The 12774-nt window shown below is 58.1% G+C and carries 14 protein-coding genes and 1 tRNA gene; 5 read left to right on the top strand and 10 right to left on the bottom strand.

Features of this window, described 5'->3' with window-relative positions; all coding sequences use genetic code 11:
* Positions 1–93 precede the first annotated feature (93 nt).
* The gene (locus AC07VV_RS16700; RefSeq protein ID WP_495036853.1) at positions 94–930 is read left to right on the top strand and encodes an FkbM family methyltransferase; all 837 of its coding nucleotides are present in this window, start codon (positions 94–96) and stop codon (positions 928–930) included.
* Between the two features lie 75 nt (positions 931–1005).
* A tRNA-Thr gene (locus AC07VV_RS16695) sits at positions 1006–1081 on the top strand.
* A 131-nt stretch (positions 1082–1212) separates the two neighbouring features.
* Here the strand turns inward: AC07VV_RS16695 and AC07VV_RS16690 are convergent.
* Complete coding sequence (locus tag AC07VV_RS16690; RefSeq protein WP_495036852.1) at positions 1213–1443, bottom strand: helix-turn-helix domain-containing protein; 231 nt, start codon at positions 1441–1443, stop codon at positions 1213–1215.
* Positions 1444–1735: 292 nt separating this feature from the next.
* Here AC07VV_RS16690 and AC07VV_RS16685 point away from each other — a divergent pair, with 292 nt between their 5' ends.
* Entirely contained in the window at positions 1736–2560 is an 825-nt protein-coding gene (locus tag AC07VV_RS16685) for a 2OG-Fe(II) oxygenase (protein WP_495036851.1), read from the top strand.
* A gap of 188 nt (positions 2561–2748) precedes the next feature.
* Here AC07VV_RS16685 and AC07VV_RS16680 read toward each other — a convergent pair whose 3' ends face one another.
* The 3 genes from AC07VV_RS16680 to AC07VV_RS16670 are packed head-to-tail and all read right to left on the bottom strand — an operon-like array spanning position 2749 to position 4352.
* The gene (locus tag AC07VV_RS16680) at positions 2749–3459 is read right to left on the bottom strand and encodes an SDR family NAD(P)-dependent oxidoreductase (RefSeq protein ID WP_096821934.1); all 711 of its coding nucleotides are present in this window, start codon (positions 3457–3459) and stop codon (positions 2749–2751) included.
* 33 nt (positions 3460–3492) lie between these two features.
* On the bottom strand, positions 3493–4137 hold the full coding sequence (locus tag AC07VV_RS16675) for a DsbA family oxidoreductase (protein ID WP_495036850.1): 645 nt from the start codon (positions 4135–4137) through the stop codon (positions 3493–3495).
* On the bottom strand, positions 4134–4352 hold the full coding sequence (locus AC07VV_RS16670; RefSeq protein WP_007952610.1) for a tautomerase family protein: 219 nt from the start codon (positions 4350–4352) through the stop codon (positions 4134–4136). The genes AC07VV_RS16675 and AC07VV_RS16670 overlap by 4 nt, the downstream gene beginning before the upstream one ends.
* A 479-nt stretch (positions 4353–4831) precedes the next feature.
* Here AC07VV_RS16670 and AC07VV_RS16665 point away from each other — a divergent pair, with 479 nt between their 5' ends.
* Positions 4832–5758 (top strand): LysR family transcriptional regulator, encoded by a 927-nt coding sequence (locus AC07VV_RS16665; protein WP_085712740.1) that lies wholly within the window; start codon positions 4832–4834, stop codon positions 5756–5758.
* On the opposite strand, the gene AC07VV_RS16660 is transcribed toward AC07VV_RS16665, so the two are convergent.
* The 6 genes from AC07VV_RS16660 to AC07VV_RS16635 all read right to left on the bottom strand — a co-directional run bounded on the left by AC07VV_RS16660 (position 5675) and on the right by AC07VV_RS16635 (position 10373).
* Positions 5675–5992: an AzlD domain-containing protein gene (locus AC07VV_RS16660; RefSeq protein ID WP_007952614.1), complete on the bottom strand. Its 318-nt coding sequence runs from the start codon at positions 5990–5992 to the stop codon at positions 5675–5677. The genes AC07VV_RS16665 and AC07VV_RS16660 overlap by 84 nt on opposite strands.
* The gene (locus AC07VV_RS16655; protein WP_192559507.1) at positions 5971–6687 is read right to left on the bottom strand and encodes an AzlC family ABC transporter permease; all 717 of its coding nucleotides are present in this window, start codon (positions 6685–6687) and stop codon (positions 5971–5973) included. The genes AC07VV_RS16660 and AC07VV_RS16655 overlap by 22 nt, the downstream gene beginning before the upstream one ends.
* Positions 6684–7061 carry a GNAT family N-acetyltransferase gene (locus AC07VV_RS16650; protein ID WP_096821986.1) on the bottom strand — a complete coding sequence of 126 codons (378 nt, stop codon included), beginning with the start codon at positions 7059–7061 and terminating at the stop codon, positions 6684–6686. The genes AC07VV_RS16655 and AC07VV_RS16650 overlap by 4 nt, the downstream gene beginning before the upstream one ends.
* A 79-nt stretch (positions 7062–7140) precedes the next feature.
* Complete coding sequence (locus AC07VV_RS16645; protein ID WP_096821932.1) at positions 7141–7887, bottom strand: 2OG-Fe dioxygenase family protein; 747 nt, start codon at positions 7885–7887, stop codon at positions 7141–7143.
* 232 nt (positions 7888–8119) lie between these two features.
* Positions 8120–9406, bottom strand: a complete 1287-nt coding sequence (locus AC07VV_RS16640) for an OprD family porin (RefSeq protein WP_495036849.1) — start codon at positions 9404–9406, stop codon at positions 8120–8122.
* Between the two features lie 298 nt (positions 9407–9704).
* A complete protein-coding gene (locus AC07VV_RS16635; RefSeq protein ID WP_495036848.1) occupies positions 9705–10373 on the bottom strand; it encodes a DsbA family protein in 669 nt (222 codons plus the stop codon).
* 266 nt (positions 10374–10639) lie between these two features.
* Between AC07VV_RS16635 and AC07VV_RS16630 the strand changes: the two genes are divergently transcribed.
* Positions 10640–12727: a TonB-dependent receptor gene (locus AC07VV_RS16630; RefSeq protein ID WP_495036847.1), complete on the top strand. Its 2088-nt coding sequence runs from the start codon at positions 10640–10642 to the stop codon at positions 12725–12727.
* Positions 12728–12774 lie beyond the last annotated feature (47 nt).

The following is a 12774-nucleotide window of genomic DNA, read 5'->3' as shown; positions in this document are numbered from 1 at the left end:
AATTGCGCCTGCCCACCACCCTTGCTATACAGGCTCACACCGTGCCGGCAGTGCACGTACGAACAAGAAGAACCTGATCGACAGGGAGCGACCGTGACGTTCATCTCTTACGCACAGAATTTCGAAGACATCCGCCTGTGGCGCGCCCTCAAGTTCTTTGAAAACGGCTTCTACATTGATGTCGGTGCCAACGATCCGATCCACGACTCGGTCACCAAGGCGTTCTACGATCGCGGCTGGAGCGGCATCAACGTCGAGCCGATGCAGAACTTCCATGATGCCCTGCGCCAACAGCGTCCCCGCGACACGACCTTGCAATGCATCGCCAGCGATGAACCCGGCGAAGTGACTTTCTACGGCATTCCCGGGACCGGCCTGTCCACCGCCGACCCCGTCACCGCCCAGGAGCGCCGCGACCTTGGCCTCGATGTGCGCAGCCTCACCGTCCAGGCCCGCACACTGACCTCGATCTGCGAAGAACACGCAGGCGGCCGTGAAATCCACTTCCTGAAAATCGACGTCGAAGGCCACGAAGAGACTGTGCTGCGCGGCATGGACTTCAGCCGCTTCCGCCCGTGGATCATCCTCATCGAAACCCCGTTCGAACGCGACCACACCTGGGAACACCTGGTCACCGACGCCGGTTACACCAACGTTTGCTTCGACGGCCTCAACAGCTATTTCCTGGCCGACGAACACCTGAATCTGAAACCGGCCTTCGACATGCCGCCCTGCCAGCTCGACAACTTCCAGCTATGCCTCGGCCACCCCTTCGCCCACCCCGTCAGCCCCGGCGAAGCCGATGCCCTGGCGCAAATCAGCGCCGCCACGCAACGCGCCGAACACGCCGAAGCCCAACTGCGCGCCCTCCAGAACAACCGCGCCTGGCGAGCGATCCAGAAACTGCGCAACGTCCTGCGCCGAGCCTGATCGGAGCCCACGCAAAAATAGTCTGAATTCAGGGGTTTACAGAAGCAACCGAGTCGCTATAATCGTCGCCCACACGCCGGTATAGCTCAGATGGTAGAGCAACTGACTTGTAATCAGTAGGTCCCGGGTTCGATTCCTGGTGCCGGCACCATACAAAACAAAGCCCCTGCAGAAATGCAGGGGCTTTGTTGTTTCTGGAGTGTCCACATTTCGTCCACACTTCCGATCATCGGCAACCGTATTGCCAGTTTCTAGTCGGAACAATCCGTAGACGATTTCACCTCAGGCTGGCTGCAAATCCCGCAATGCTTCCGGATGCTGGCTAGCAACACGTAACAGCGTCTGTGCCGCACCTGTCGGCTGCCTGCGACCCTGCTCCCAATCCTGCAACGTCCGCAGACTCACACCGATCAACTTGGCGAACGCACTCTGCGAAACGCCCACCTTGGCCCGCGCTTCAGCAGCCGCCGAGAGTGGCACCTTTGTCACACGAGCAGCTTTGCCCGCCTTCATTTGGCGGACGGCAAAAATGGGGACAGATTTATTTCCAGTGTGGCCTTGGGAAGGATCATCTTCAGAGCCTACCCATACCCGGCACTCAATACGTGATCAAGGTGCAAGATTTTCTGGTTACAACTCGCACTTGCAGCTTCCCTCTCACGCTCAACATTACCCCTCCATATCAGTTGAGCCTGCAAAAAATAGATCTGTCACCATTTCCCAAATAACTGCTTCCGTTTGAATACGATGATCCGTTTCGGGGAGAATGTTGGTCGCTCAAATGCCACCAGGCCAAGGATCTCAAATGGAAGTCACACAAATCGCTGCGCTTATCGTCAATCGGCTTGACGAAATGGGCACTGATATTCAGAGACAGTGGAACAATCCTGAGGGCACCCACACTCGCCACTTTTTCGTTGACGACCTGCTCACAGACGAAATGGCCGAGGCGATTTATGAGGCGTTCCCGCGTAATGCTGATGGGTTCTTTGACCGCCAGTCGTTCCGGGAGAAGAAAAAGACGCTGACCAATCTCTCCGACTATCCGCAGATCCTGAGCGCCGTGACCTACGCAATGCAGCACGAATCTGTTGTGGCCAAGGTTGCACAACTGGTCGGGATGGACGATGTCGTGCCGGACCCAAGCCTGTACGCCGGCGGCCTGTCGATGATGTTCCAAGGCGACTTTCTGAACCCTCACATCGACAACAGCCACGACGGCACGCGCAACCTGTACCGCCGCCTGAATCTGCTCTATTACGTGTCGCCCGACTGGGTGCTTGAAAATGGCGGCAACTTTGAGCTGTGGGATCCGAAGGTCAAGCAGCAGAAAACGATCGTGTCCAAGTGCAATCGCCTGGTGGTGATGGAAACCAACAAACACTCCTGGCACTCCGTGAGCGGTGTTCGCGCCGAAATGCCTCGGTGCTGTGTTTCCAACTATTACTTCTCGGCAACTTCGCCGGATGATCACGAATACTTTCACGTAACGTCGTTCAGTGGCCGCCCGGAAGAAACGGGTCGTCGCCTGCTGGGTATTGTGGACAACAGCCTTCGTAATGTGGTCTCGAAAGCGCTGCGAGTGGGACGAGGAACGAAGCTGATCAACAAAAAAGATCAAAATGATTGAGCCGAATTTCAGCGATCCATTCGGTATCAGATTGATTCTGCAATCCTGGTTTCATTGACAGGCTAAAAGCAAAACAAGCCCCTTTGCGGCTTGAACCTATCGTTCACAATTTTGTATGGATGCAGCTGACCGAAGCCTCGGCCAGCCGCATCAGGTCAATCAACTGCGCCCGATCGACACACCAACGGTCAGTGCCCGGCGCTCTGCCCGCCATCCACATGCAGAATCTCACCGGTCACAAACGCCGCGTTATCCAGATACACCACGGCCTGCGCGATATCGTCGACCTCGCCCATGTGCCCAACCGGGTGCAGAGCCCCCAGTGCCGCGTGGGTTTCCTCGCCATGCATCGGCGTCTTGATGATGCCAGGCGACACCGCGTTCACCCGGATCCCGCGTTTGGCGTATTCGATGGCCAGTGATTTGGTAGCGGCATTGAGGCCGCCCTTGGTCAGTGAGGCGAGGACCGAGGGCACGCCGTCGACCGCGTGGTCGGTCAGGCTGGTGGTGATGTTGACCACGTGGCCCTTGCCCTGTTTTTCCATTTCGGCAATGGCCAGTTGGGTGATGTAGAAGAAGCCGTTTAGGTTGACCGACAGCACTGCGGCGTAGTCTTCCGGGGTGTAGGCGGTGAACGGTTTGGCGACGAAGATGCCGGCGTTGTTGACCAGGGTGTCGATGCGGCCAAAGCGCGCCACACCTTCGCTGATCACACGCTGAGCGGTGGCAGGATCGCCTATGTCGCCGGCGATGGTCAGGATCTGCGGGTCGTTCGACGGTTTGATCGAGCGCGAGGTGGCGACGATGTTGTAGCCCAGTTCACGGAAGGCCTTGACCATGCCTTCGCCCAGACCTTGGGAGGCGCCAGTGATGACGACGGTTTTTTTCGAATGGCTCATGATGAAATCCTCAATCAATAAGTAAGTGTTGAATCAGGCCGCAGCCAGTTGTTTCAGCATTTGTTCGTAGTACTCGACCGATTGCGATCCGGACACCACGTGCTTGCCGTTCAGGATCAGCGCGGGCACCGAATTGATCCCGTGCTGCCGGTAGAACGCCTGCAGTTGCCGCACTTCGCTGGCGAATTCGTCGCTGGCCAACACCTTGCGGGCCCTCGCCGCATCCAGCCCTGCTTCGCTCGCCAGACGTATCAGCGTCGAGTGATCGTTGGGGTTGTCGCCGTCGCGGAAATAAGCCCGCAGCAGGATCTTCTTCAGCGCGATCTGCCGCCCTTCCTGCGCCGCCCACATCAGCAAGCGATGGGCGTCGAAGGTGTTGTGGAAGTGCGTGCGTTTCTCCAGGTCGAACTCGAAACCGATGGCCTTGCCGCGTTCGATTTGCATCTTCTTGCCGGCGGCGACGTCTTCGGCTGTACGGCCGTATTTGCGCATCAGGTGCTGCACTGCCGGTTCGCCTTCGGCGGGCATGTCCGGGTTCAGTTCGAAGGGCTTGTAGGTCAGCTCCACCGAAACCTCGCCGGCCAGATTGCCGATCGCCTGCCCCAGCGCTGTCGCCCCGAGTGCGCACCAGGGGCACACCACGTCGGAGACGAAATCGATGGTCACTGCCGGGATCATGACTGGCCCCGTTCCGCCAGTTGTCGGCGGTATTCGGTGGTGGTGATACCGGCGTAGCCCCAGTTATCGGTGTCGACTTCTTCGATCACGATGTGGGTCAGATCCGGGCGTTTGTTGAGGACGCGTTCCAGGGTTTCCGTGATTTCGGCGATCACCTGAGCTTTCTGCTCGCGGGTAACACCGTCACGGGTGATGCGTACGCTGACAAATGGCATGACGATTACTCCAGTGACCTGGCCTCGGGATGATGGTCAGGTGTTGGAGCTCAATTTAGGCGTGTGCCGGTAGGGGAAAAAGTAGGGGTGGGGTACTTCATTTGTGAGGTGGTGTAATGAATAACTTGTCACAACCAGGCCTGAATTTGAGCAAAAGACCGCGTCCGATATCAGCTCATTCGCAGTGATCTCTGAGACCTATCCGTAAAATTTGCGGGCGAAAGCCCCCATTCGTGTCAGTCGTTTCCCTTTGAAAATCCCCGGAAACGCACCCAAACCGTGCACTTTTTTTGACCCCAATCACCCCAGCGTCACCAAAAACCCCGATCCTGTGTCAGCCTCCAGCCATCGGCAGGGACATCAATTCGCTACTAATTGCGCGACAACTATGCTCAGGTGCAGGAATATAGCCGGCAAATGGAGCCGTTCAGGCCGTCACGTACACAACAATACCCAGCCCACTTCAGAGGGCATTACCCATGGATAGCAGAACCTTACGCAACCTCATGCGCATCGTGCAGACCGGCTCGTTGTCGGCCGCAGCCGAGCATTCGTGCCTGACTGTGCAGGCCCTGGCCGCGCAGTTGAACAAGGTCGAAGAACAGTTCGGTTTCCGCTTGTTTCGCCGTTCCAACAAAGGGCTGACGCTGACGCCGCAAGGCACGGAGCTGACGCCCTATATGGACAGAGTGCTGATAGCCACGCGGCAGATGGAAGAGAAAGTCGAAGCATTGAAGGTGCCGGGACAGCGCACGTTGAAAGTGGCGTTGAACACCACGCTGGACCCGGATTTCAACCGACGATTGATCGGACGCCTGATCGACGTGTTTCCCGACTACCAGATGGAATTCAGCTACGCCGAGTCGATGGAAAACCTCAGCAAGCTGAAGAACGAGGACTTCGACCTCGCGGTGTTGATCGGCCCGCAGCGTCCGGGTTTGCCGAGCATTGTCCTGCCTGAAGTGCAGGTGCAAGTGGTCGGCGCGCATTGCGGTCAGGAAAACGATCCGCTGACGTTGCTCGGCAACAAGTTTCAGGTGCGTCCGGCAGAAGATTGTCCGTATTCCCACAGCTTTTTGCGTTTTCTCGACGCCGGGCTGGGCAATCACGAGAACAGCCAACGGACGATTTATTCCTGCAGCGAAACGCTGACCCTGTCGCTCATCACGCAAATGGACGCCGTCGGCATGGTCTCCCGCGAGGCCGCACAGAAGAACGGCCTGACGATTTTCCCCGGGTTCGAGGATTTCCTCGAAGTGCGCCTGGCGGTGAACAACCCGGATCTGTCCGGCCAGGCGTTGAACGACGTGGTCGATCTGCCGCTACATGAACGAGCCGAGCGCAATGTACGCAGCCGTCCCAACCGCCACACTGAGAAAGAGGTTTTTGCTGAAATACGCACATAACAGCGTCGGAATCGCTGCATAGAATTCCGGGCGATCGAGCTGTATGTGCTGATCCTTGATCAACAAGGGAGTCAGGCTGATCGCAGCGACGATCGCCACCGGCAGGTATTCCAGCGCCCGGGCGACGAAGGGCGGCCAGTGCTCGGTGTTGACCTGCAACGGCAAGGCACGCGGCAGGAAGGTCACGGCCATCATCAGCGCGACCACCAGAATCAGGAACGTTTGGTCAGGCATACACCCACTCCGCAGCCCACAAACGTGGCGATGAAAACGTTGAATGGCGAGCTGCCGACCAGGCTCAGTGCGCCCATGCAGACCACAGCGGCCAGTGCGGCGATGAGTTTGTTGCGGGTGTTGCACAGCGAGACCAGCACGTAGAGCATCATCGCGGTCAACGCATAGTCGAGCTGGTATTTGATCAGATGCGACGCGTACTGCGCGCACAGGGCGCCGAGCAATCCGCCGATCACCCAGGAGGTGTGGCAGAACAGGTTGAAGCCGATCAGATAACGGATGTTCACCGGCACCCCGGTGCCGAGCTTGACGCTGTGGAAGGCGAACGATTCATCGGTCAGGCCGCCGGCGTAGCACCAGCGCTCCATGCGGCTCAGGCCCAGCGCCCGCAGGGCCTTCGCCATGTAAACCGACATCAGCATGTGCCGCGCATTGATCAGAAATGTGGTCAGCACGATGGTGGTCAGTGACGCCCCGCTGCTGATCAGCGCCAGCGCCGCGAATTGCGAAGCCCCGGCATACACGAACAGACACATGGCCACCGGCAGCCACAGCGGCAGCCCGGCGTTGACCGCCATCAGCCCGAACACGAACGACACGGTGAAATAACCGGCCACCACCGGGCTGGCTTCGGCAAAAGTGCGCGACGGCTGACGGTCGACCATCAGCGGCGCACTGCCGGATGTTTCATTCATAGATCCCTCTCAAATGTCCGCTCGCCGTGTGGTTCGCAAAAACCCTGGGCAGTCCAGAAACGCTTGCCCGCGAGGTTAGCATCATCGACGAACAGGAACATCCGCAGCACACCGACTCGTTTCATGTCGGCCGACGCCGCTTCCACCAGCCGCTGGCCGACGCCCTGGCTGCGATAGCGCGCGCTGACCGCCAGATGGTTGATCGTGCCGCGACTGCCCAGCATGCCGCCCAGCACCGCGCCGACGATCTCGCCTTCGACATCGAAGGCCAGATACGCCGTGGTGGTTTTCTGGATCAACACACCGCGCAGGCATTTGGCGTCCTGCCATTCGCAGAACGACACTTCGTCGAACTGGCGGAAGAAGCGCTCCATGCGCTGCGCATCCTTGGCCGTCGCGCGCCGCAGCACCACCGGCGTCGAGCATTCGACGCCATCTATTTGAGTGATCTGATTAGCGAACAATGTCGAAAGCGGTCCCGGGCCGCGAGAAGGAAATCGCCAGAATCTGCCGGTACGCCATGGCATGGGAGTGGGTATTGCGTGCCGGTGTCACGTAGTGGCGCATGTCGCGGTCGAGGAAGTAAGTGGTGTCGAGGATTTCCAGGTAAGTGGTCGACGCCAGTTGCTGCTCGTGAATGTCGTACAGACGGCTTTCGGCGCCCTCGACATTGTTGCGGCCCCAGAAGTGCACACCGCTGAACGGGTAACCGTCGCAATGAATGCCTTCCGGCGTGATTTCCAGTTGTTTGCCGGGTTTGATCTCGATGCGGATCTGATGGATCTGGCATTGCCAGATTTCATCGTGCAGCTCTTCCGGCAACACGCTTTTGTACACTTCGAAATCGGTGTCGATCAGGCTGCGCATCACCGGCGAACTGATGACTTCATCAGAGAAGTCCTGGAAGTGCCGTACAACGCCGCCCACGTAAGCATTGTTTTCCTTGGACTGCACGTACGCGCGGTGTTCCAGTTGCTTCAGTTCGCGTGTCTTGGGGTTGTACTCAAAGTCGCTGTAACGACGGTAACGCATGCCGGCTTCGGCCTGACCGTAGTAACTGTCAGGCTCCATGTTTTCCCAACTTTTGGTCAGTCTGACGAAGTCGGCGAAATGACCGTAGAGATTGAAGTCAGCACCCTGCACATTGGCGTACTTGTCACGCCGTAGCGATTCGCCCACTTCTCTGGTTAAAACGATCATTACCAAATTCTCCGCTGCATTGAGCGGCCTAATCTATTAGGTGGAGAATTTGCGTCCATGAGAAAGAATTTCAGGCATTTAAAGCCCTGTTTGAAACGCGATTTGAAACGCCTTCAAAGTGCGTTTCAAATGACAAAAACACGGGTTTTTATGCTTTTTTTTCAAAAAACGTCAAAAAAAAACCCCGAACCAGTCGGGGTTTTTTATGGCGTTTCGCAGCCTTAACCGATCATCAGAAGATGTTGATCGGGTAATCCACGAACACACGCAGCTCGTTGCCGCTGACGTTGTATTCGCTGGATTTCTGCGAAACACGCAGGATCGAGCTGCGCAGTTTCACGCTCAGGTCTTTGGCCGGGCCACTTTGCACGACGTACTTGAACTGGTTGAAGATTTCGCGCTCGGTGCCGCCTTCGCTGGTGGACGTGGTGATGTTATCGCCACGCACGTACGCGAAGTTGTAGCTCAGACCCGGTACGCCGAATGCGCCGAAGTCCAGGCCGTAGCCCAACTGCCAGCTGCGCTCGTCTTCAGCGTTGAAGTCCGACCAGTAGGAGTTGGCCAGGTAGATGGTGTTGCCACCGTCACCCACGCGACCCTGACCTTTCTGGTAGCCGCCATAGGCGTAACCCAGGTTGCTGTCGCCGGTGGAACGCTGGTGCGCCACGGTGAACGAGTGCGGACCGGTAGCGAAGGTCGCTGCCAGGCTCCAGATCTTGTTGTCGTCGCCGGTTACACCGTTTTCGCGGACATAGGAGTTGTCCAGCTTGGTGCGGTAACCGTTGAAGTCCAGGGTCAGGGACTGATCCTTGCCCATCGGGTACACGTAGTTGGCGTTGACGTATTGCTTCTTCAGTACGTCTTCGACGTCGGAAGCGTACAGCGCAGCCTTGAACTGTTCGGTGAACTGGTAGCTACCGCCCAACACGTTGATCGACTTCAGACCACCGCTGTCACGGCCTTCAGCGCTTTTGCGCGATTCGGCAGTGAAACGACCGGCATCCAGTTGCAGACCTTTGATCTCTTTGGAAGTGATCAAGGTACCGGTGTAGCTTTCCGGCAGCAGACGCGAGTTGTCGTAGTTCAGCACCGGCAGGGCCGGCATCTGGTCACCGTAAGTCAGGGTGGTGTTGGACAGGCGGAATTTCACCGCTGCGCCGCCCTTGGACAGGTCATTGGCCGGGTGGCCGCTGTCGCCCTTCTTGAAGAAGTCGATACCTTGGGCGCCGCTGCGATCTTCGCTGCGCTCCAGGTTCAGGGCGTACAGACCGAATGCGTCCACACCGACACCGACGGTGCCCTGGGTGAAACCGGACGAGAACGTACCGATGGCCGCCTGGCCCCACTCGGATTTGTCCTTGTTGCCGTCTTTATAGTCACGATTGATATAGGCATTGCGCAGCAGCACTTTGAGGCTGCTGTCTTCAACAAAACCCTTGGACTCTGCCTGGTCGTTAGCCATGGCCTGAGTGGCGCTCAACATCCCCAATGCGATCAGACTGATCCGCTTGTTCAACATTTTGTTTTCCTTATTACGGGTTGAAACGCGCTGTGTCGAACGGCTGAAACGGCGCTAATGCACTCTTTTTTCACCCCGAAACAAAAAGGCCCGCCCACGACAAAGTCGTGGCGGGCCTTCTTATTATTTTTGAGTCATGGCGGTTGGCCACAGGCGTTGGGCCGAATCGTAGCCGCGCCCTGAACAATGTGTCAATTTCAAGAATCGTCTTTAAATAGGCAAAAATCGTCTAAAAAAAGTAAATTTTTCGATGGCTGCGTGCAGGGAAACGCCTGTAATCAGGGATTTTGATGCCGTCTCACGCACAACCGTCGAGGCCGCAAACCGGCAAGGTTTGCGCCGATGGTGCCGACGGAATCGACTCGCTCAACCACTGTGCAAAGGCCTGCGGTTTGCCGAGCCACGGGCCGATATCGATCAGGGTGAACTGCCCGTCCTGTTCCAGCGCAAAGGTCGGAAAGCCTTGGCCACCGAGTTTCGCCAACAATGCGCGGCTGTTCTTTATGTGTTGATCGGTGTCAGTCGCTTTGAGGGTTTTGAGGAACGTATCCGCCTCGTAGCCCATCTCTACCGCGCACTCCACGAGCACGGCTTCATCGGCAATTCGCCGGCCTTCTACATAGTGTGCGGTTTGCAAACGGCCAAGCAGTTCCAGGCCACGCTCATCGATGCTTTCTGCTGCCATGACAGCAGCAATCGGTGGCGCGGAATCAAAAACTGCCGTGTGATCGCGCAACAGACCTTCGAAATAGGCTTCGCCGAACGGCTGTCCGGTGTATTCGGCGATGCGTCGGTCGTGAGGCATCACGTAATTGCGCAGTTGCGGTGAAACACTCTGGCGGTTGGCACCGGTCATCATGCCGCCCGCATGGGCGATCACCGGCAGCACTTGTTGTGCGGCTTGTACCAGCGGTTTGGCGCCATAGCACCAGCCGCACAGAGGGTCGTAGATGTAATGAAGCGTCATCGGAAAGCTCCGGCAAGAAGGTGGGAAAAATGATGTCGCCACCTTAATCCCCTGGTCGTTGCGGAAAAACGCCGGAATGGCTTTCAGTCTGTTTCGGCAATCGGTCGAATAGAGGCGCTGTCAATCTTGTAACGGACTGGAAAAAAACTTGAAACAAAATGAAACAATCAAACAACGGAACCTTTCAGGAATAATTAACGGAAGTAAATGCAAAGCATTACCATTCGCGCACTCGAATTCTTCCACCCTTCCGGATGCGCTTTTCAATGCCTGCCCCGTTCCGTCTCACGCCCGTCACGCTTGGGCTTTCTGCCTTTTTGTCCTCTGGTTTCGCTTACTCCGCGACTGAGCTTCCCGCCACTTCGATCAGCGCCGAGGCGCAGGCCGACGACCCGCGCGTAAAGGTCAGCAACACCGCAACCCGCACGTCCACCCCCGTGCGCTACGTGCCGCAGGCGATCGATTCGATCAAGACCGCCAACGTCGCGGATTACGGCATCAATGACATCGAAGACGCCCTGAGCGGGATTCCCAACGTCAGCGGCGGAGGCGACACGCGCTTCGACAGCCTGCGCATCCGAGGTTTCGACGCCAGCAACGATTTCTATCTGGACGGCATCCGCGACGACAGCCAGTACAAGCGCGATCTGCACAACATCGAACGCGTCGAAGTGCTCAAGGGCCCCGCTGCTGTGCTGTACGGCCGCGGCAGCCAGGGCGGGATCGTCAACCGTGTGAGCAAGGCGCCCGAGTTCGGCCGCCGCTCGACCATTGAGGCCCAGGGCGGCAGCGAGGATCTGCGCAGCCTGTACGCCGACCTCAGCGCCGACCCGAGCGAGAACATCAGCCTGCGCCTGAACATGGGCAACATGGACGAGAACAGCTTCCGCGACGGTGTCAGTGGCAACCGCAAATTGTTTGCGCCGTCGATGAGCTGGCAGCTTACGCCTGACCTGAACTGGCTGGTGCAATACGAATACAGCCGCTACAACCGTACGCCGGATCGCGGCATCCCAGGAGTCGGTGGACGTCCGGCAGATGTCGGCCGGGACACCACCTACGGCAATGATCACGACTTCATCGACGACAAGGCACAGTCCCTGCGTTCGAAGCTGAGCTATGAAATCAACGACAACTGGCAACTGCGCCACACGCTCGGTGTGTTCAAACTCGACAGCGATTTCGACAACACCTACCTCACCGGCTTCGATGCGAAGACCAACAAGGTCACCCGCCAGCACTGGCAACAGGATCTGACCACCCGCAACGTGTTCAACAACGTCGAGCTGGAAGGCGGATTCGAAACCTTCGGTCTCGAGCATCGCCTGCTGACCGGAATCGAAACCGGCAGCCAGCGCCGCGACCCGACGCTGTACAACGCGGCCACCGGCCGTGGCACCCAACCGGTGCCGTCGCTGGATCTGTACAACCCGGATCGCAGTCAGCGCCACACCGGGCGCATGCAAGTGTCGAGCAGCAGCCACACCGAAGTCGAAAGCCGCGCGATCTATGTTCAGGATCAACTGCGCCTGAACGATGAATGGCAACTGCTGGCCGGTCTGCGCTACGACACTTTCGATATCGAGTCGACCAACAAACTGCGCAACATCTCCGAGGACCGCGACAGCCACAGCACCAGCCCGCGTTTCGGCGTGGTCTGGACGCCGCTGCAGAACCACTCGTTCTACGCTTCGTGGACCAAGACGTTTTCGCCGGTTGGCGGCGGTCTGATCGGTATCACCCCGGGTGCGGCCGGCAACACCAACGACCTGAGCCCGGAGCTGACCAAGCAGAAGGAAATCGGGGTCAAGAGCGACTGGCTCGACGATCGCCTGAGCACCACCCTGGCCATCTACGAACTGGAACTCTACAACCGCCGCACCACCGATCCTAACGACCCGACCCTGACGGTGCTCAGCGGCCTTCAGCGCTCGCGCGGGATCGAACTGACCGGCACCGGCAAAATCGTCGGCAACTGGTACGTGCGCGGCGGCGTTGGTGTGCAGGACGCGACCATCGAGAAGGACAACAACGGCCTGGAAGGCAAACGCGTCAACAACGTCGCCAAGCACAACGGCAGCCTGTTCCTGACCTGGAAACCGGAGATGGGCTGGTACGGCGAAACCGGCCTGACCCTGGTCGGCCAGCGTTACGCCGACAACGCCAACACCACCGTGTTGCCGGGCTACGGTCGCTGGGACGCCCTGGTCGGCTACCGCCACAAGGACTGGGACTTGCGCGCAGCGCTGAACAACATCACCGACCGCGAGTATTACTCGTCGGCCACCAGCGCCTTCCAGATCCAGCCAGGCGCACCACGCAGCCTGGTCATGACCGGCACTTACAGCTTCTGATTCGCGCCCATAAAAAAAGCGCTGCCATCCCGGCAGCGCTTTTACCA

The organism is Pseudomonas sp. GW821-FHT02C04, assembly GCF_059421845.1.
The sequence above is the reverse complement of the archived record's forward strand: the minus strand, read 5'-3'. Positions and strand labels throughout refer to the sequence as shown.

Coding starts and splice junctions, on each gene's coding strand:
- AC07VV_RS16640 (WP_495036849.1), bottom strand. CDS start 9,406: ATGTTGAACAAGCGGATCAGTCTGATCGCATTGGGGATGTTGAGCGCC.
- AC07VV_RS16650 (WP_096821986.1), bottom strand. CDS start 7,061: ATGGAGCGCTTCTTCCGCCAGTTCGACGAAGTGTCGTTCTGCGAATGG.
- AC07VV_RS16690 (WP_495036852.1), bottom strand. CDS start 1,443: ATGAAGGCGGGCAAAGCTGCTCGTGTGACAAAGGTGCCACTCTCGGCG.
- AC07VV_RS16675 (WP_495036850.1), bottom strand. CDS start 4,137: ATGATCCCGGCAGTGACCATCGATTTCGTCTCCGACGTGGTGTGCCCC.
- AC07VV_RS16660 (WP_007952614.1), bottom strand. CDS start 5,992: ATGCCTGACCAAACGTTCCTGATTCTGGTGGTCGCGCTGATGATGGCC.
- AC07VV_RS16635 (WP_495036848.1), bottom strand. CDS start 10,373: ATGACGCTTCATTACATCTACGACCCTCTGTGCGGCTGGTGCTATGGC.
- AC07VV_RS16630 (WP_495036847.1), top strand. CDS start 10,640: ATGCCTGCCCCGTTCCGTCTCACGCCCGTCACGCTTGGGCTTTCTGCC.
- AC07VV_RS16655 (WP_192559507.1), bottom strand. CDS start 6,687: ATGAATGAAACATCCGGCAGTGCGCCGCTGATGGTCGACCGTCAGCCG.
- AC07VV_RS16645 (WP_096821932.1), bottom strand. CDS start 7,887: ATGATCGTTTTAACCAGAGAAGTGGGCGAATCGCTACGGCGTGACAAG.
- AC07VV_RS16680 (WP_096821934.1), bottom strand. CDS start 3,459: ATGAGCCATTCGAAAAAAACCGTCGTCATCACTGGCGCCTCCCAAGGT.
- AC07VV_RS16665 (WP_085712740.1), top strand. CDS start 4,832: ATGGATAGCAGAACCTTACGCAACCTCATGCGCATCGTGCAGACCGGC.
- AC07VV_RS16685 (WP_495036851.1), top strand. CDS start 1,736: ATGGAAGTCACACAAATCGCTGCGCTTATCGTCAATCGGCTTGACGAA.
- AC07VV_RS16670 (WP_007952610.1), bottom strand. CDS start 4,352: ATGCCATTTGTCAGCGTACGCATCACCCGTGACGGTGTTACCCGCGAG.